Raw genomic sequence first — 17,332 nt, 5'->3', positions numbered from 1 at the left:
AGGAGGATAGCGAGATGAGTATTGCACGTGTCACCGAAATTTCGGCCACCTCGGATACCGGCTTCGAGGATGCCGTCCGCGAGGGACTGAAACGCGCCAACGAGACGCTGCGCCACGTCAAGAGCGCCTGGATCAAGGAGCAATCCGTCGATTGCGAGGATGGCGCCATCAGCCGCTATCGCGTCAACATGATGGTCACGTTCATTCTGGACGACTGAACCGGTCAGGCCGGATCGGACTGAAACAGCGCCGCCACCTGTCTCTGGTGCGGCGCTGTCCGGTGTTCGACCAGATAGATGCCCTGCCAGATTCCCAGCATCATGCGCCCCCCGGAAACCGGAATCTGCAGACTGACCGGCAGGATCGCGGCCTTCAGATGCGCGGGCATGTCATCGGGGTCTTCGCTGCGGTGGCTGATCCACGTCATCGACGGATCATCGGCCGGCGGTGCGATACGGTCCAGCCAGCCCAGAAGATCGACCTGAACGTCTGGATCGGCATTTTCCTGGATAAGCAGCGAACACGAGGTGTGCCGCACCATCAGCGTCAGCAACCCGCGGCCGGCGTCAATCGCCGTCAGCCATTCCGACGCCTTGCAGGTCAGGTCGTGGCAGGCAGGGCCGGCGGTGGCGATCCGGAAGACATGGTTCATTCGGCTGCCTCGGATCCCGCATCATCCGGCGTGCCCAGCCGGGGATCGTCGGTCGGGTCATGGTCCAGACCGATCTGTTTCTGGTTGCGCGCGCCCAGTTCGCGCAGCATCTCGACCTGGCGGATGACATTGCCGGGCCCGCGCGACAGACGGTCCAGCGCCTGGCCATGCGCGCGGCCGGCCTGGTCCAGCGCCTTGCCGACCCCTTCCATCGCCTCGACGAAACCGGCCACCTTGTCATAAAGCGCGCCGGCCCGTTTCGCGATCTCCATGGCGTTGGTTTCGCGACGCTCGACGGCCCAGATATGTTCGACCGTGCGCAGGGTCAACATCAGCGTGGTGGGCGTGGTCAGGCCGACCCGGCGTTCCATCGCGAAGCGGGCCAAGCCCGGATCCGCGCGCAAAGCCTCGGAAAACGCGCCCTCGATCGGGATGAACATCAGCACGTAGTCGACCGAAGCATCGTTCATTCGGTGATAGCCCTTCTCGCCCAGTGTGGTGACATGGGCACGGATCGCGGCCACATGGCGACGCAGGGCGGCATCCGCCTGGGCGGGATCGTCGGAATTCACCGCGACCTCGTAATCGTTGAGCGACACCTTGCTGTCGATCACCATGATCTTTTCGCGCGGCATCCTGACCACCACGTCGGGGCGCCAGCGCCGGCCATCCTCGTCGGTCCAGCTGTTCTGAATGTCGTAGTGAATACCGGATGCAAGCCCGGATTCCTCGAGAATTCTCTCCAGCACCATCTCGCCCCAGGCGCCTTGACGCTGCTTCTCGCCCTTCAGCGCGCGGGTCAGGTTGACCGCCTCGCGAGAGATGTCCTCGGACCGCTGATGCAGGAAGGCGATCTGTTCGCGCAGACGCGCGCCCTCCTCGTCCAGAACCTTGTTGCGGACCTGCAATTCCGATTGGAACCGGTGCACCTGGTCGCGAAACGGGGTCAGCAGCGCGGAAAGCTGTTCGCCCTGCGCCTTCTGCATGTCGGTTTGCTGCACGCGCAGGGTTTCGGCCGCCAGCAGCCTGAACTGGCCGGTCATTTCCTCGCGCAGCTCGCGCAGCGCCGCAATCTCGCGCGTGGCGGATTCGTGATCCTTCTGCGCCGCCAGCCGGGTTTCGGCCAATTGCGTGCGCATCTGCGCGATCTCCTGCCGGGCCTGGTGCAGCGCGTCGGTCAGCCCGTCGCGTTCCTCCGCCAGTTCGCCCAGGCGCGCCCGCTGCGTCTCGGCACGGACCTCGTGCTGGCCGATCTGCAATTCCAGCGCGTGAACCCGGCCATCGGCGTCTTGCAGTCTGGATTGCAGCGCCGTCTCGCGTGCCCCGCCCGCCGACAAGGCGCGACGCAGGCGCAGCGCCAGGACGACCAGCATCAGCAATCCGACGGCAAGCAGGGCCAGCAGGGCCTGGACGGTCTGGAGATCGCCGGACCATGCGATGATCCGGGCGGAAAAATCCTGCGGCATGAAGGCTCCGATTGCTGCGCGTCGGGCTTAGTGTTCACTTTTTGTGCCGCGACACAACCCATCCGGGCGCCGTTGTCAGGACACCGCTGTCAGGCCTCGACCGATTGCAGAAACGACATCACTGCGGCGGCATAATCCCGGCGGTCCATGGTCGAGACCTCGGCGCTGGCAAGCCAATCCAGAAGCGAGGCCCGGTCGCGATCGGAAAACCTCATCCGCCAGTCCTGAAAGCGCCGATGTTCCAGCGCGCCCTCCACCAGCACCGCTATATCTCGGTGCCGGTCGTCACGCAGGATCGAACCCAGAACTTCGCGCAGCGCATCCGCCGGTCCTTCGAGCCATTGAAAGAACAGCCCATCCTCGTAGTGCAGACAGCCCGTCAGCGACATCGCCTGGTTGCGCGCGCGGGCGGCGGCAAGAATGTCCTCAAGTTCGCCCGCCCGAAGCGCGCGACTGGCGGTGCTGCGATACAGCGAATATTCCAGTCCTTCCGACATGACGGGTTACTGATCGAGAAAGGACCGAAGCTTGCGGCTGCGCGAGGGGTGCTTCAGCTTGCGCAGCGCCTTGGCCTCGATCTGGCGGATGCGCTCGCGGGTGACGCTGAATTGCTGGCCGACCTCTTCCAGCGTGTGGTCGGTGTTCATGCCGATGCCGAAGCGCATCCGCAGAACCCGTTCCTCGCGCGGGGTCAGGCTGGCCAGAACGCGGGTCGTGGTTTCCTTCAGGTTTTCCTGAATGGCGGAATCCAGCGGCAGGACCGCATTCTTGTCCTCGATGAAATCGCCAAGCTGGCTGTCTTCCTCGTCCCCGATCGGGGTTTCCAGACTGATCGGTTCCTTGGCGATCTTCATCACCTTGCGAACCTTTTCCAGCGGCATCTGCAGCTTGTCGGCCAGTTCCTCGGGCGTCGGCTCGCGGCCGATCTCGTGCAGCATCTGGCGGCCCGTCCGCACCAGCTTGTTGATCGTCTCGATCATGTGGACCGGGATGCGGATCGTGCGCGCCTGGTCGGCGATGGACCGGGTGATCGCCTGACGGATCCACCACGTCGCGTAGGTGCTGAACTTGTACCCGCGGCGGTACTCGAACTTGTCCACCGCCTTCATCAGGCCAATATTGCCTTCCTGAATGAGATCAAGGAATTGCAGGCCCCTGTTCGTGTATTTCTTGGCAATGCTGATGACCAGTCGCAGGTTCGCCTCGACCATCTCCTTCTTGGCCTGCCGGGCCTCTTTCTCGCCGCGCTGGACCTGATTCACGATGCGGCGGAATTCCTCGATATCGACGCCGACATACTGGCCGACCTGCGCCATCTCGACGCGCAGATCCTCGACCTTGTCGCGCGATCTTTCGAACAGCGCCTGCCAGCCCCGGCCGGTATTCTGTGACAGCCGGTCGATCCAGGTCGGATCCAGTTCCGAACCGCGATAGGCGTCAATGAATTCGCGGCGGTTGATGCGCGCGGCATCGGCCAGCTTGACCATGCCGGAATCGATGGTGACGATGCGGCGATTGATGCCGTAAAGCTGATCGACCAGCGCCTCGATGCGGCTGTTGTTCAGATGAAGTTCGTTCACCAAGGCAACGATTTCACTGCGCAATTTCTGATAGGCGCCTTCGGCGTTGGCCGAAAAGCTGTTATCCTCGTTCAGCGTGGCCGACATCCGCTGATCCTGCATGTCGGCCAGTTGTTCATAATCGCGGGCGATGACTTCCAGCGTCTCCAGCACCTTCGGCTTGAGGCTGGCTTCCATCGCGGCAAGCGACAGGTTGGCGCCGTCGTCTTCGTCCTCGTCATCATCGCTGCTGATCGGATTGCCGTCGGCATCCAGTTCCTCGCGCTTGTCCGAGGTTGCCGCCGCGCCACCTTCCTCGGACAATTCCTCGTCCTCGGCCTCTTCGTCTTCCATCGCCTGACCGAAGGTGGTCTCAAGATCGATCACGTCGCGCAGCAGGATCTCTTCGTCCAGCAGTTCCTGCCGCCACATGGTGATGGCCTTGAAGGTCAGCGGGCTTTCGCAAAGGCCCGCGATCATCGTGTTGCGTCCGGCCTCGATGCGCTTGGCGATCGCGATCTCGCCCTCGCGAGACAGCAATTCGACGCTGCCCATCTCGCGAAGATACATGCGGACGGGGTCGTCGGTGCGGTCCAGCTTCTCGGTTTCGGTGGCTGCGACCGCCACCTCGCGCGAACCCGAGGCGGTGGTGGCGACTGCGCCGCCCTCGGCCTCGTCGGCTTCGTCCTCGTCCTCGATCACGTTGATGCCCATCTCGGACAGCATCGACATGACATCCTCGATCTGTTCGGAATTGACCTGCTCGGGAGGCAGAACCGTGTTCAGCTGGTCATAGGTGATGTAGCCGCGGTCGCGGGCCTCGGCGATCATCTTCTTGACCGCCGCTTGGCTCATGTCCAGCGAATGGGCATTCTCGTCCTTGTCGGTCTTGTCGGTGTCGTCTTCCTTGGTGGCCATCCAGGGCTCCCTTTCCGAGGCGGTGATTCGCGAATCACCCGAATCGCGCCGAAACTGCCTTGCTTTTACCGTGCCGGCCGACCGAATCAAAGATCGGCGCCAGCAATTGTCCTTTGCCCTCCGACAGATGATTCGCACCTGCCGGACCGCACTCCGCGCACCTTGCGGGCAAGGTCTCTCACCGGCGGGGCGGCTTGCGCCAAATCTGTCTGCTCAGGGCGTCGCTCAACTCGGCCGCAAGCTTGTCCCTGTCTTCGTTCAGGTCGCCGGAATCCTCGAGTTCCGGACGTTCGGCGCGGTGTCGTGCCTTGTTGACCTGCTGAAAGCGCCAGGTCAGGCCTTCGTCCGCATCACCCTCGATTTCGGTCTCGGCCCGCGACAGTTCCGGTCCTGCGGCGCGTTCCGCCTCGATCCGGTCCAGCAGATTTTGCAGCATGGTCAGAATGGCTTCCGGATCCTTGCGGCCGATGACGGGCGGGGTCAGGCCCAATTGGGCGTCGCTGCGAAGGATTTCAAGAGCCCGGCGACCGGCCTCGCTTTCGTTTCCGGTCAGCAGATCATGCAACAATGCGGCGCGATCAGCATCGCGGGGCGACAGCCGTTCAAGCCGCGTCTCGACAAGCGCCACCAGTTCCGGCCGCAGGGCGCAGATCAGCAGGCTGGCGCCCTCCAGCAACGCCGTTCCCGCATCGGGCCCGGCGACCGGCAAGGTGGGAAGCGGCGCGCGCGGGGCCATCGAGGCCCCTCCGCGCCGGGCGGGGCCGCGCCCCGCCGCGCCCTGCCGCACCCCTTCGCCCCGGGGCTGCCGCCGGCCCCCGAAAAGCTGCCATCGTTTTCCGCGGATTTCGTCGGCATAATGGCGGCGGGTCAACTCGTCGGGGATTCTGGCAATGGCCTGTTGCAGGCGGCGGTCCAGCGCGGCCTTGCGTTCGGGGCTGTCGAAACGCTGCCCCTCGGTTTCGCGGCTCCACAGCAGATCGACCAGCGGCCGGGCCTGATCCAGCAATGCCTTCATCGCACCCTGCCCCGCCACCCTGATCAGATCGTCCGGATCCTGACCCGCAGGCAGCAGGACGAAACGCAGGGCCTGCCCCGGGCCGGTCAGAGGCAGCGCGAGATCGATCAGCCTCTGCGCCGCCCGCTGGCCCGCCGCGTCCCCGTCCAGCGCGATGACCGGTTCCGGCGACAGGCGCCACATCGCGGCCAGTTGTTCGCTGGTAATGGCGGTGCCCAGCGGCGCCACCGCACCCTGAAAACCCGCGCGCGACAACGCGATCACGTCCATGTAGCCCTCGGCCACGATCAGCGGCTGCCCCTTGCCGACCGCCGCCCGGGCAGGGCCGAGATTGTAGAGGTTCCGCCCCTTGTCGAACAGCGGCGTTTCCGGGCTGTTGAGATATTTGGCGCGGGCATTCGGATCCATCGCGCGCCCGCCGAATCCGATGCAGCGGCCCTGTCCGTCGCGGATCGGAAAGACGATCCGGCCGCGAAAGCGATCATAGGCCGGTCCGCCATCAACGGGTTTCGCAGCCATGCCGGCCTCGACGATCAGCGCCTCTTCGAAGCCCTTGTCGCGCAGCGCCGAGGTCAGCGCGGTGCGGTGGCCGGGCGCGAAGCCGATCTCGAATTGCGCCTCGCTTTCGCGGTCCAGGCCGCGCCGCGCAAGGTAGTCGCGCGCCTCGGCCGCAGCGCCGGTCTGCAATTGCAGCCGGAACCAGCGGCAGGCGGCCTCGGTCACCTCGATGAGGCGGGATCGGCGGTCGGATTTTTCACGCGCGCGCGGATCGGGTTCGGGCATGGAAAGCCCGGCCTCGGAGGCAAGGGATTTTACCGCCTCGATGAATTCCATTCCATCGCATTCGCGCAGGAAGCTGATCACGTCGCCCTTGGCTTGACAGCCAAAGCAATAATAGAAACCCTTCTGGTCGTCACAATGAAAGCTGGCCGATTTTTCCTGATGGAAGGGGCACGGCGCCCACCAGTCTCCCCGTGCCTGGTTGGATTTGCGCTGGTCCCACACGACGCGGCGCCCGATCACGCGACTGATCGGAACGCGGTTGCGGATCTCGTCAAGGAAACCGGGAGGCAGACTCATGGCGCGATTATCGGGGGGGCGGGGCGCGGCGGCAAGATGGGTATTTGGGCAACGAAGAACCCCTCAGTCCGCTCCGACCGCGCCGCGTGCCAGACCCCAGTAGATATCGGCGATCCGGGTCCGGTCCAGGCGGCCGCCCTCGCGATACCAGTTGGTCACGCCGGTCAGCATCGCGATCAGCGCCATCCGTGCCAGTCGCGGATCGTCCAGCTGCATCGCCCCTGAGGCCGTGCCCGCGTGCAGGATCCGGTCCAGACCATCCTCGTATCGGGTGCGCAGGGCCGCGATGCGGCCATGGTTTTCAGGCGTCAGGTTGCGCAATTCCATATAGGACAGGAAGACGGCGTCCGGATGATCGAGGCTGAAATTGATGTGGAAGCGAACGAATCCTTCCAGTCGCGCCAGCGGCGGCTGCGCCGGATCGTCCTGCCATGCCGCCAGCAGATCGCGCATGTGGGTTTCCAGAAGATCGGCCAGCAGCGCCTGCTTGTCGGGCGTATAGGCATAGAGAGCGCCGGCCTGCACGCCGACGCCGGCAGCAATCTGGCGCATCGACACGGCCGCATAGCCGTGGCGCGCGAAAAGGCGCAGGGCCTGGGCGCGGACCAGCGGTCCGGTGATCTCGGCGCGGGAACCTTGGGTACGGGCCATGTCCCTGTCTAGGCCAGCGACCGGGGCGGGAAAAGGGCGATTGCGGGACAGGCGCCCTCGCCCTAACCTGGGCGTCATGACGAAGCCGGTTCCTCTGATGGTCTGCGCCCTGCTGATTCTTGCCGCCTGCGGGCGCGGCGATACCGCCTATCCAAGGCTGCTGCCGACGGCGCAGGCCCTGGCCGAGCCGACCCTGCCCGATCATGCGGCCGGCGGATCAGCCGCCATCGAGACCGCCACCGAGGCCGAGGGCGATGCCCTGACCCGCCGTGCCGAAGCCCTGAGAAGGCCGGTCATCGAGCCCGATCTGCGCGCCCGGATGGGGTTGTGACAGGGGCGATTGAGCAGGTTCGCGACCGGTGGTAAGAAATTCTGACCACACTGAGGAGGCCCGGCCATGCCCGTCATCACCTGCATCGAGGATCTGAAACGGCTGCACCGGGCGCGCACGCCGCGGATGTTCTACGATTATGCGGAATCGGGCAGCTATACCGAACAGACCTTTCGCGAGAACACCACCGATTTCGCACGGCTGAAACTGCGCCAGAAGGTGGCGGTGGACATGTCCGACCGATCGACCGCGTCGGATATGGCGGGCCTGCCTGTCTCGATGCCGGTGGGGCTGGCGCCGGTCGGGCTGGCCGGGATGCAACATGCCGATGGCGAGATTCACGCGGCCCGCGCCGCCGAAAGATTCGGCGTTCCCTTCTGCCTGTCCACGATGTCGATCTGTTCGATCGAGGATGTGGCGGCCCATGCCACCAAGCCCTTCATGTTCCAGCTTTACGTCATGCGTGATCAGAATTTCGTGGCCGCCATCATTGATCGCGCCAAGGCGGCGGGTTGCAGCGCGCTGGTTCTGACGCTGGATCTGCAAATCCTGGGGCAACGGCACAAGGATCTGAAGAACGGGCTGTCGGCGCCGCCGAAGCTGACGCTGCCGGTGATGCTGGATCTGGCGTTGAAATGGCGGTGGGGCATGGGGATGCTGCGGACCAGGCGACGCCAGTTCGGCAATATCGTCGGCCATGCGAAGGGCGTGGGCGACACCTCGTCGCTGATGAGCTGGACCGCCGAGCAGTTCGACGAGCGGCTGGACTGGGACAAGATCGCCCGCATCCGCGACATGTGGGGCGGCAAGCTGATCCTGAAGGGCATCATGGACCCCGAGGACGCCCGGATCGCGGCCGATTTCGGGGCCGATGCGATCGTGGTCAGCAATCACGGCGGGCGGCAACTGGACGGGGCCTTGTCCGCGATCCGGATGTTGCCGCATATCGTCGCGGCGGTGGGCGACCGGGTCGAGATCCACATGGACAGCGGCATCCGATCGGGTCAGGACGTGCTGAAGGCGCTGGCGCTTGGCGCCCATGCGACCTGGATCGGGCGGGCCTGGCTGCACGGCCTTGGGGCGATGGGAGCGACCGGCGTAACCCACGCGCTGGAGATCATCCGGAAGGAGCTGGATATCAGCATGGCACTGTGCGGAGAACGCGACGTGAAGGCCCTGAGCCGAAAGAACCTTCTGATACCAAGGGACTTTCTGACCGAATACGAGGTCTGAACCCGATCCGCGCCGCGCCGCCCGCGGATCCGGCGCGGCGCGCTCAGCCGCCGCCCTGCACCGGCGTGTCGGTCGCCTGCCCCCGCTGCGCCTCGATCTGGCGCCAGCGGGCGACATTGGCGTTATGTTCCTGCAGCGTGCGGGCAAAGGCGTGCCCGCCCGAGCCATCGGCGACAAAGAAGATATAGTCGGTCTGGGCCGGGTTCAGCGCCGCATTGATCGCCGCGCGTCCCGGATTGGCGATGGGCGTCGGCGGCAGGCCGTCGATCCGGTAGGTGTTGTAGGGCGTCTGCGCCGCAAGTTCAGAGCGCCTGAGGCCGCGATCCAGAATTCCCTCGCCCCGGGTGATGCCGTAGATCACCGTGGGATCGGTTTCCAGCCGCATCCCCTGTTCCAGCCGATTCACGAAGACGCTGGCCACCTGCGGCCGTTCCTCGGGCAGGCCGGTCTCCTTCTCGACGATCGATGCCATGATCAGCGCCTGTTCCGGGCTGTCATAGGGCAGGCCGAAAGGCCGCGCCTCCCATTCCTGCGCCAGGATCCTTGATTGCCGCGCCGCCATCTCGGCCAGCAGCGCGCCGCGATCGGCGCCCGCCTCGACATCATAGGTATCCGGCGCCAGCGATCCTTCGGCGGGAACCTTGTCCACTTCGCCGGTCAGGAAATCGACGGCGTTCAGCCCCTGAACCACCTGCCAGCTGGTCACGCCCTCGGCCAGGGCGACGCGCAGGCGGGCATCGGGCTTTTTCTCGGCAGCCACGATCGCTTCGGGAAGATCGCCGCTTTCGGGGCTCCAGCGCGCCATCTCTTCGAAGGCGCCGGTATCGGGGTTCATGTCGCGCAGCAGCACGTTCGTCTCGCGCACGCCGACGCGAAGGATCACCTCGGTCCCGCAGGTCGAGGGGCCGCCCGCGGTGATCACGCCGACGATATCTTCCATGCTCGCGCGTGGTGCCACCAGATAGCTGCCGAATTTCAGGTCGCGCGCCTTGTCCATGTAATCAGTGCCGGCGCGGAAGATATAGGCGCTGCTGACTGCGCCCTGCGAGGCAAGTTGCTGGCTGACTGCATTCAGGCTGGCCCCGGGCGCGATCTGGACGCATTGCGCGATTTCGCTTGGCCCCGGACCGGAAAACTCGCGCTTTGCCCAGGCCACAGCCGCGGCGGCGGCGATCAGCAGGACAATCAGCAGGGTCAGGAAGTTCGAGGCGATGTTGCGCCAGATCATTCCTTGACCTTCCCGAGAACCAGACTGGCATTGGTGCCGCCGAAGCCGAAGCTGTTGGACAAGGCGATGTCGACCTTGCGTCGGACCGCCGCATTGGCGGCCAGATCCAGCTTCGGCTGGACGGCCGGATTGTCCAGATTGATGGTCGGCGGGCAGATCTGGTCGCGAATCGCCAGCACGCAGAAGATCGCCTCGACCGCACCCGCCGCGCCCAGCAGATGCCCGATGCTGGACTTGGTGGACGACATGACGGCGTTCCTGGAATGATCTCCCATCAGCCGCTCGACCGCGCCCAGTTCGATGGTGTCGGCCATCGTGCTGGTGCCATGCGCATTGATATAGTCGATCTTCTCGGGGCCGATCCCGGCATTGCGCAGGGCGTTCTGCATCGCCCGGTATCCGCCATCTCCATCCTCGGCGGGCGCGGTGATGTGATAGGCGTCGCCCGACAGCCCATAGCCCAGAACCTCGGCATGGATCGTCGCGCCGCGCGCCCTGGCGTGTTCATATTCCTCAAGGACGACGACACCGGCGCCTTCGCCCATCACGAAACCGTCGCGGTCCTTGTCATAGGGGCGGCTCGCGGCAGTCGGATCGTCATCGCGCCGCGTGGACAGCGCCTTGCAGGCGTTGAAGCCGGCGATCCCGATTTCGCTGATCGGCGCCTCGGCACCGCCCGCGATCATCACGTCCGCATCGCCCAGCATGATCAGCCGCGCCGCATCGCCGATGGCATGGGCCCCCGTGGAACAGGCCGTCACCACGGCGTGGTTCGGCCCCTTGAAGCCGTAACGGATGCTGACCTGTCCCGAGATCAGGTTGATCAGCGCACCCGGAATGAAGAAGGGAGAGACACGCTTTGGCCCGCGTTCCTTGATCAGCACCGCCGTTTCCGCGATCGATGTCAGCCCGCCGATCCCCGAACCGATCATGACGCCGGTGCGGAGACGGTCTTCCTCGTCCTCGGGCTCCCATCCGGCATCCTTCACCGCCTGATCGGCGGCGGCCATGCCGTAGAGGATGAAATCATCGACCTTGCGCCGGTCCTTGGGCGCCATCCAGTCGTCGGGATTGAAGGTGCCGTCGCTGCCATCGCCGAACGGGATCTCGCAGGCATATTTCGTGACCACATCGCTGGGATCGAATCGCGTGATCCGGCCTGCCCCGGACGTCCCGGCCAGCAACCGCTGCCACGTCGCCTCGACGCCCGAAGCCAGCGGCGTGACCATCCCAAGTCCGGTGACAACAACCCTGCGCATCCGCGTCATCCTTCAAACTGCCGTTCCTGGGCAACCTGATACACGCGGGGGTTTTGCCGCGCAACGCCGCGTCGGCGGAAGGACGCGCAGGCAACCGCCGTCATCGCGGGGAAATGTTCCGATGTGATCGCAGCCCTGCATCGTCCGGCCGCCGGCCAGCGCAGGGGCTTGAGCGCGAGCACCCCGGACCCTATCTTCTGTGACAGATGCAACGAAAGGCCCGCCCATGTTCGGCATTCCCGGCAAAAGCCCCGTCACCATCACGCCCTCCGCCGAGCGTCAGATCGTGCGGCTGATGGCGGGCAAACAGGCCTACGGCCTGCGGATCGGCCTGAAGAAGGGTGGTTGCGCGGGAATGGAATACACGATGGATCTGGCCCAGTCCCCCGACAAGGCAGACGAGGTCGTCGAACAGGGCGAGGCCCGCGTGCTGATCGCGCCCATGGCGCAGATGTTCCTGTTCGGGACCGAGATCGACTATGAATCCGGCCTGATCGAATCCGGATTCCGCTTTCGCAATCCGAATGTGACCGATGCCTGCGGCTGCGGCGAATCCGTCCGCTTCGAGCCGTTGGAAGGTAGTCGCACGGCCGAGTGAACCGCCTCGTCGGCGACAATCATCATTGCAGCCAGGGCCGCGTTTCCCTAAGCCTTTGATTGTGCGAAGCGGAGGACAGGGCATGGCACCACGCAAGCTGGCTGCGGGCAATTGGAAGATGAACGGCGATCTGGCGGCGCTGTCGCAGATCGACGCGCTGATCGCGGCCCGACCCGACCCCGGCTGCGACGTGCTGATCTGCCCGCCGGCGTTGCTGATCCAACCGATGAAGGCGCGAATCGGCGCCCATCCGATCGCGCTTGGCGGGCAGGATTGCCACGCGCGCGCCTTCGGCGCCCATACCGGCGACATCGCCGCCGTGCAGTTGAAGGATGCCGGCGCCGATTACGTCATTCTCGGCCATTCCGAACGCCGCGCCGATCATGGCGAGACCGACGCCGATGTCTCGGCCAAGGCTGCGGCGGCCCATGACGCCGGCCTGATCGCGATCATCTGCGTCGGCGAGACCGAGGCGCAGCGCGACAATGACGAGGCACTGGAGGTGATCGCCGCGCAACTCGAGGGCTCGATCCCGCCCGGCGCCAATGCCGGCAACACGGTGATCGCCTATGAACCGGTCTGGGCCATCGGCACCGGCCGAACTCCCAGCGGCGACCAGATCGCCGAAGTCCATGCGCTGATGCGCGAACGGCTGGTCGGCAAGGTGACAGACGCGGCGAATGTCAGTCTTCTGTATGGCGGCAGCGTGAAGGCGGCGAATGCCGCCGAGATTTTCGCCATCGCGCATGTGAACGGGGCGCTGGTCGGCGGAGCCAGCCTCAAGGCCGCGGATTTCGGCCCCATCATCGCAGCCTTGCAAGGCGACTGACGCGGCTCAGGCCGCCCCGCCTCGACAACATTGAGCGCCTCTGGCGGTATCTGAAGTATGAATGCGTCTATCTGCCCGCCTGGGAGACCGGCTCGCAGGCGAAGACTGGCATCGGCCGATGGACCGCCTTCTACAATCAGCAGCGGGCCTCACACCGCCCATTGCTGACGAGCGCCTGCCGTGGTCTACTTCAACCAGTTCGAAACCGGCCAGCAGGTCAAGCAGCTTAAATCACGCCGGAATTCTGGCCAAAGGATGGTGAGTAGCTCAGGCAGCAAGTGGGACGTTCGTGTCCGAGGTGCTAGTGTAATTTCGACGCCGCCAACGGTGTGATCCCGGGTGGCCATCGAGGTGCAGGATTGAGGCGGAGTTTCGACGCTTCAACCCCAAGCCATACGGAGACCTCGACGACCAAGACAGCGATGGACCTGTCCGAGCTGCTGGCCAAGCACCATCAGGGAGACTTTCTTCCAACCATCGCCGATCCGATGCTGCAACTGATCATGGAAGCCGATGTCGAAGGACTGATCGGCGCCGGGCGGCATGAGCGCAACGTCGAACGAACGACACGGCGGAACGGGTATCGAGAGCGCGCTCTCGATACCCGTTTGGGCACGCTGAACCTGCGGGTGCCGAAGCTGCGGAAGGGCAGCTACTTCCCTGGCTTTCTCGAAGCCCCGAAAGCCTCAGAGCAGGCGCTGGTGGCTGTCATTCAGGAGGCCTGGATCCGCGGCGTCTCGACCCGGCACGTCGACGAAATGGTGCAGGCCATGGGTCTGTCGGGCATCTCGAAAAGCCCCGTATCGAAGCTCTGCAAGGACATCGACGAACGCGTGGGCGAGTTCCTGAACCGCCCGCTGACGGGAGAATGGCCCTACGTCTGGTTGGATGCGACCTCTACCTCAAAGTCCACCAGGGCGGGCGCATCGTGCCCGTCGCGGCCATAATCGCTGTCGCCGCCAACTCCGGGGGCCGGAGGGGGATCATCAGCCTGGGCATCGGCCCGACCGAAGCCGAGACGTTCTGGACCGAGGTCCTGCGGTCCCTGAAGGTCCGGGTCTCGGCGGCGTGCGATCGGTCATCAGCGATGCGCACACGGGCCTCAGGGCGGCCATCGCCCCGGTGTTCGAAGGTGAGGCCCAAAAGCCGATCCGGGGGATCGGCGACGGCCGAGCGGGCAGCGCTGCCGCGTTCACTTGATGCGCAACGTCCTGGCGCACGTGTCCCGCGGCCAGCACACCGTCGTCGCCGCCGCGATCCGGGAGTCTTTCGATCAACCCGACCCAACCCAAGCCGGCAAGATCTGGCACAAGGTCGCGGAACAGCTGCGCCCGCGCTGGCCCAAGCTCGCCGATCTCATGGACGCCAGCGAGCACGACGTGCTGGCCTACATGTCGTTCCCGCGACAGCAGCGGACGAAGCTGCACTCGACCAATCCCATTGAACGTTTGAACAAGGAGGTGAAGCGCCGCGCCGATGTCGTAGGCATCATCCCCAACGAGGCCTCGATCATGCGCCTGATCGGCGCTGTTCTCTTCGAGCAGAACGACGAGTGGCAGACCGCCAGTCGCTACATGATGGTCGAAGCATTCGCTCAGATCGACACGGAGGAGGTCGACCCCATTCTCCGCATCACAACAAAAGCCGCCTCATCATGCCCTCAGGCCATCTGGGCAATTACACCGCTTGACGGACGCGACCAGTGGGACGATGAAGGGCTGGCCATCCGTCCGCTGATCCCGTGGTTTCAAACGATCCACCACCAAATCCCCCTTGTCACTATGGACGCCGGTCCATATACGGATCGGCGGAGACGTGGCCGAGTGGTCGAAGGCACACCCCTGCTAAGGGTGCAGGCGGGAAACCGCCTCGAGGGTTCGAATCCCTTCGTCTCCGCCACTTGCCCCCGCGAAAGCGTTCTCTCGATCTTGTGGCGACCAGAATTTCTTGTGTTTTCAAAGGGGTTTGCGGGTCAGGCTGAGCACCTGTCCCGGAGCCAAGAGGCTTTGAAGCGTTCTCTCAGGGCCGATATTCTCCGGACCTCATGACTGCGCCGATTTGGTGAATTCTTGACAGGCCGTTGAAATTGCTTGTCTTTATCGCGCTTCCCGCTGAACGCTTCGATTTGAGGGGCGTACTCCGGATGGAACAGAAATCGAACTTTTGCCGTGCTCAGTTCAGTCGGGCCCCGGCAATGGGGAGAGCCCAAGTTCCCTCAGGAAAGCGTTATGCTTCTTTATTGCCTCCCGAGATTGACCCTCGATCTCAACCAGTTCCTTGTGCGTGGCCGACAGATCGATCGCGATCTCATCCTTGGCCGTGCTGACATAGCGCGAGATGTTCAGGTTGAAGTCGTTTGCCTCGATTTCGTCCATCCCCACGCGCCTGGCATACCGCTCGATGCCCTCCTCTGGGCGCTGTTGGTATGTATCGATGATCTTCGCGATGTGGACGTCAGACAGATAGTTCTGTCGCTTGCCTCGCTCGAAATGCTCGGACGCGTTGATGAAAAGGACGTCGTCGGGCTTCTTGCACTTCTTCAGGACGAGGATACAGACCGGGATGCCAGTCGAGTAGAACAGGTTCGCCGGCAGGCCGATGACGGTATCGATGTGCCCGTCTTCGAGGAGCTTGCGGCGGATCTTCGCCTCTGCGCCGCCGCGAAACAACACGCCATGCGGCAGGATGATCGCCATCACACCGTCGTCCTTAAGGTAGTGAAATCCGTGCAGTAGGAAGGCGAAGTCTGCTGCCGATTTCGGCGCCAACCCGTAGTTCTTGAACCGCACGTCCTCGCCCAACGCCTCGTTTGGGTTCCAGCGGTAGCTGAACGGCGGGTTGGCGACCACCGCGTCGAAATAGGGCTTCTTCGCTGGGTTGATCTCGCGGAGCATGTCCCAGTCGTTCTCCAGCGTATCGCCGTGGTAGATCTCGAACTCCGTATCCTTCACCCCGTGCAGCAGCATGTTCATGCGCGCGAGGTTGTACGTGGTAATGTTCTTCTCTTGCCCGAAGATCTTGCCTATCCCGTACGCCCCCATACGCTTGCGCACATTGAGCAGCAGCGATCCCGAACCGCAGGCAAAGTCCATCACGCTGGCGAGGTGCCGCCGCTTGCCGGACTTCGGTTCCTGACTGTCTAGAGTGACGATCTCAGAGAGGATGTCCGAGATCCGTTGCGGCGTGTAGAACTCGCCAGCTTTCTTGCCCGAGCCTGCCGCAAACTGGCCGATCAGATACTCATAGGCATCACCAAGCGTATCACTGTCGGTAGAGAACTCGGCGAGCCCCTCAGCGATCTTGGTGATAATCGTGCAGAGCTTTGCGTTTCGATCGGCGTAGGTCTTGCCGAGTTTCTCGGAGCCGAGATTGATTTCCGAGAAAAGCCCAGAGAATGTGCTCTGAAACGACTCGTTCTCGATATACTTGAAGCCGGCCTGGAGCGTGTTGAGCAGCTCGTCATTCTGTGTGCGGGCCATATGGGCGATGCTGGCCCAAAGATGCTCGGGGCGGATGACATAGTGCGCCTTGAGCCGCATCTGCTTCTCGAACGCCACCACATCGCTGGGGTTCTGCTCATACCACACGGACAGCGAGGACCGCCCACCATTGCCGACGGCGTCGGGGTCGGGATAGTCGCGCCCGAGCTCTTTCTTCGCTGCCAGCTGGTAGTTGTCCGACAAGTAGCGGAGGAACAGGAACGCAAGCATGTAGTCGCGGAAGTCGTCCGCGTTCATCGCTCCGCGGAGCTGGTCAGCGATCGCCCAAAGCGTCTTGCCAAGCTGTTTTTGATTGGTCTCGTTCATGCTGTTTCCGTATCTGCGGCAGGCTCTGGCACGAGCTCACGGTTGAATGGATGGCGCTCCACGAAGCCCCTCAGGATCGTGAGGAAGTATTCGTTCGTTTCATCGCCCATCTCGCTCGGCTCGTACATTGAGTATTTGCCGTGGCTCAGGAGATCGACGAACCGCTGGTGCAAGATGCCGTCCGCGTCGTCCGGAGCTTCCTTTATACATGCAGAGAAATGCTGGTGACCAAAAAATAAGGCCGTTTTCTCTAGAATGGTGCGCAAGATGTTGAAGTGAAATGTCTTCGCCTGGCCGCTTTGCGCAACCTGCCAAAGCTCTGCCAGTGCAGTGACATGGTAGAACTGAGGCGTGTCTCCGGTCTGCTCCGCGAGCAGATAGCCACCATTATGGCGATCTCGCTTGAGGATATGCTGCGATGGTCGCCCCACATGGTTCTTCAGCTCGTAATGCAAGACGTTAAAGAACAGCGCATGATGCGTTGATACCACCGTCCTAATAGGGCGCTGCGCCTCGCGGTAGAGTTGCACGAGGTGATTGCCCACGACGATAGAGTTGTGCTCATCGTGAACCGCGCCGGGTTTTCCGGAGGCTGATTTGTCTTAGTTACGCGGCCATGTCTGATCTTTCCAGAGCGGCATAGAAGTTTGCCTCGGCCTCTGCTGGCGGGATGTTACCGATGGGTTCCAGCAAGCGTCTGTTGTTGA

Annotated in this window: 15 protein-coding genes, 1 tRNA gene and 2 pseudogenes; 8 read left to right on the top strand and 10 right to left on the bottom strand. The window is 63.7% G+C overall.

The genetic code is table 11. The annotated features are described in order from the left end of the window. Positions 1–14: 14 nt before the first annotated feature. The gene (locus AC13CR_RS01150) at positions 15–218 is read left to right on the top strand and encodes a dodecin family protein (RefSeq protein ID WP_292957511.1); all 204 of its coding nucleotides are present in this window, start codon (positions 15–17) and stop codon (positions 216–218) included. Between the two features lie 5 nt (positions 219–223). Here AC13CR_RS01150 and AC13CR_RS01145 read toward each other — a convergent pair whose 3' ends face one another. The 6 genes from AC13CR_RS01145 to AC13CR_RS01120 all read right to left on the bottom strand — a co-directional run bounded on the left by AC13CR_RS01145 (position 224) and on the right by AC13CR_RS01120 (position 7,341). Next, positions 224–652, bottom strand: a complete 429-nt coding sequence (locus tag AC13CR_RS01145) for a secondary thiamine-phosphate synthase enzyme YjbQ (protein ID WP_482900312.1) — start codon at positions 650–652, stop codon at positions 224–226. Continuing rightward, a complete protein-coding gene (locus AC13CR_RS01140) occupies positions 649–2,118 on the bottom strand; it encodes a DNA recombination protein RmuC (RefSeq protein ID WP_292957515.1) in 1,470 nt (489 codons plus the stop codon). The genes AC13CR_RS01145 and AC13CR_RS01140 overlap by 4 nt, the downstream gene beginning before the upstream one ends. Before the next feature lie 89 nt (positions 2,119–2,207). Further along, positions 2,208–2,615 (bottom strand): BLUF domain-containing protein, encoded by a 408-nt coding sequence (locus AC13CR_RS01135; protein ID WP_292957517.1) that lies wholly within the window; start codon positions 2,613–2,615, stop codon positions 2,208–2,210. Positions 2,616–2,621: 6 nt separating this feature from the next. Beyond that, positions 2,622–4,595: an RNA polymerase sigma factor RpoD gene (gene rpoD, locus AC13CR_RS01130; protein ID WP_293015275.1), complete on the bottom strand. Its 1,974-nt coding sequence runs from the start codon at positions 4,593–4,595 to the stop codon at positions 2,622–2,624. Between the two features lie 178 nt (positions 4,596–4,773). After that, entirely contained in the window at positions 4,774–6,690 is a 1,917-nt protein-coding gene (gene dnaG / locus AC13CR_RS01125) for a DNA primase (protein ID WP_292959106.1), read from the bottom strand. Between the two features lie 63 nt (positions 6,691–6,753). Beyond that, a complete protein-coding gene (locus tag AC13CR_RS01120) occupies positions 6,754–7,341 on the bottom strand; it encodes a TetR/AcrR family transcriptional regulator (RefSeq protein ID WP_292959107.1) in 588 nt (195 codons plus the stop codon). Between the two features lie 76 nt (positions 7,342–7,417). Here AC13CR_RS01120 and AC13CR_RS01115 point away from each other — a divergent pair, with 76 nt between their 5' ends. Both AC13CR_RS01115 and AC13CR_RS01110 read left to right on the top strand, forming a co-directional pair. Next, positions 7,418–7,672, top strand: coding sequence for a hypothetical protein (locus tag AC13CR_RS01115; RefSeq protein WP_292959108.1), 255 nt, complete (start codon positions 7,418–7,420; stop codon positions 7,670–7,672). Positions 7,673–7,738: 66 nt separating this feature from the next. After that, positions 7,739–8,905 (top strand): alpha-hydroxy acid oxidase, encoded by a 1,167-nt coding sequence (locus tag AC13CR_RS01110; RefSeq protein ID WP_292959109.1) that lies wholly within the window; start codon positions 7,739–7,741, stop codon positions 8,903–8,905. Positions 8,906–8,948: 43 nt separating this feature from the next. Here AC13CR_RS01110 and mltG read toward each other — a convergent pair whose 3' ends face one another. Then, positions 8,949–10,133, bottom strand: coding sequence for an endolytic transglycosylase MltG (gene mltG, locus AC13CR_RS01105; protein ID WP_414692197.1), 1,185 nt, complete (start codon positions 10,131–10,133; stop codon positions 8,949–8,951). Further along, a complete protein-coding gene (gene fabF, locus AC13CR_RS01100; RefSeq protein ID WP_292959110.1) occupies positions 10,130–11,392 on the bottom strand; it encodes a beta-ketoacyl-ACP synthase II in 1,263 nt (420 codons plus the stop codon). Before fabF ends, mltG begins: the two co-directional genes overlap by 4 nt. A 226-nt stretch (positions 11,393–11,618) precedes the next feature. On the opposite strand from fabF, the gene AC13CR_RS01095 reads away from it, so the two are divergent. The 5 genes and pseudogenes from AC13CR_RS01095 to AC13CR_RS01075 all read left to right on the top strand — a co-directional run bounded on the left by AC13CR_RS01095 (position 11,619) and on the right by AC13CR_RS01075 (position 14,718). Beyond that, positions 11,619–11,990 (top strand): HesB/IscA family protein, encoded by a 372-nt coding sequence (locus tag AC13CR_RS01095; RefSeq protein WP_292959111.1) that lies wholly within the window; start codon positions 11,619–11,621, stop codon positions 11,988–11,990. A gap of 82 nt (positions 11,991–12,072) precedes the next feature. Continuing rightward, positions 12,073–12,819: a triose-phosphate isomerase gene (tpiA, locus tag AC13CR_RS01090; RefSeq protein ID WP_292959112.1), complete on the top strand. Its 747-nt coding sequence runs from the start codon at positions 12,073–12,075 to the stop codon at positions 12,817–12,819. Between the two features lie 20 nt (positions 12,820–12,839). Beyond that, a pseudogene (locus AC13CR_RS01085) lies at positions 12,840–12,965 on the top strand (integrase core domain-containing protein); the annotation flags it as partial. Between the two features lie 276 nt (positions 12,966–13,241). Next, a pseudogene (locus AC13CR_RS01080) lies at positions 13,242–14,468 on the top strand (IS256 family transposase); the annotation flags it as partial. A 160-nt stretch (positions 14,469–14,628) separates the two neighbouring features. Beyond that, a tRNA-Ser gene (locus AC13CR_RS01075) sits at positions 14,629–14,718 on the top strand. Between the two features lie 278 nt (positions 14,719–14,996). Here the strand turns inward: AC13CR_RS01075 and AC13CR_RS01070 are convergent. Both AC13CR_RS01070 and AC13CR_RS01065 read right to left on the bottom strand, forming a co-directional pair. Next, positions 14,997–16,625 carry a type I restriction-modification system subunit M gene (locus AC13CR_RS01070; protein WP_482900311.1) on the bottom strand — a complete coding sequence of 543 codons (1,629 nt, stop codon included), beginning with the start codon at positions 16,623–16,625 and terminating at the stop codon, positions 14,997–14,999. Next, complete coding sequence (locus AC13CR_RS01065) at positions 16,622–17,170, bottom strand: hypothetical protein (RefSeq protein WP_482919979.1); 549 nt, start codon at positions 17,168–17,170, stop codon at positions 16,622–16,624. Before AC13CR_RS01065 ends, AC13CR_RS01070 begins: the two co-directional genes overlap by 4 nt. Positions 17,171–17,332: the final 162 nt, after the last annotated feature.

The organism is Paracoccus sp. L-17, from assembly GCF_056857655.1.
Note: the sequence above shows the minus strand (reverse complement) of the source record. Positions and strands in the feature narration are given on the sequence as shown.

Excerpts from the sequence above, each read along its gene's own strand:
- AC13CR_RS01150 (WP_292957511.1), top strand. The coding sequence starts at position 15 with ATGAGTATTGCACGTGTCACCGAAATTTCGGCCACCTCGGATACCGGC.
- AC13CR_RS01145 (WP_482900312.1), bottom strand. The coding sequence starts at position 652 with ATGAACCATGTCTTCCGGATCGCCACCGCCGGCCCTGCCTGCCACGAC.
- AC13CR_RS01140 (WP_292957515.1), bottom strand. The coding sequence starts at position 2,118 with ATGCCGCAGGATTTTTCCGCCCGGATCATCGCATGGTCCGGCGATCTC.
- AC13CR_RS01135 (WP_292957517.1), bottom strand. The coding sequence starts at position 2,615 with ATGTCGGAAGGACTGGAATATTCGCTGTATCGCAGCACCGCCAGTCGC.
- rpoD (WP_293015275.1), bottom strand. The coding sequence starts at position 4,595 with ATGGCCACCAAGGAAGACGACACCGACAAGACCGACAAGGACGAGAAT.
- dnaG (WP_292959106.1), bottom strand. The coding sequence starts at position 6,690 with ATGAGTCTGCCTCCCGGTTTCCTTGACGAGATCCGCAACCGCGTTCCG.
- AC13CR_RS01120 (WP_292959107.1), bottom strand. The coding sequence starts at position 7,341 with ATGGCCCGTACCCAAGGTTCCCGCGCCGAGATCACCGGACCGCTGGTC.
- AC13CR_RS01115 (WP_292959108.1), top strand. The coding sequence starts at position 7,418 with ATGACGAAGCCGGTTCCTCTGATGGTCTGCGCCCTGCTGATTCTTGCC.
- AC13CR_RS01110 (WP_292959109.1), top strand. The coding sequence starts at position 7,739 with ATGCCCGTCATCACCTGCATCGAGGATCTGAAACGGCTGCACCGGGCG.
- mltG (WP_414692197.1), bottom strand. The coding sequence starts at position 10,133 with ATGATCTGGCGCAACATCGCCTCGAACTTCCTGACCCTGCTGATTGTC.
- fabF (WP_292959110.1), bottom strand. The coding sequence starts at position 11,392 with ATGCGCAGGGTTGTTGTCACCGGACTTGGGATGGTCACGCCGCTGGCT.
- AC13CR_RS01095 (WP_292959111.1), top strand. The coding sequence starts at position 11,619 with ATGTTCGGCATTCCCGGCAAAAGCCCCGTCACCATCACGCCCTCCGCC.
- tpiA (WP_292959112.1), top strand. The coding sequence starts at position 12,073 with ATGGCACCACGCAAGCTGGCTGCGGGCAATTGGAAGATGAACGGCGAT.
- AC13CR_RS01070 (WP_482900311.1), bottom strand. The coding sequence starts at position 16,625 with ATGAACGAGACCAATCAAAAACAGCTTGGCAAGACGCTTTGGGCGATC.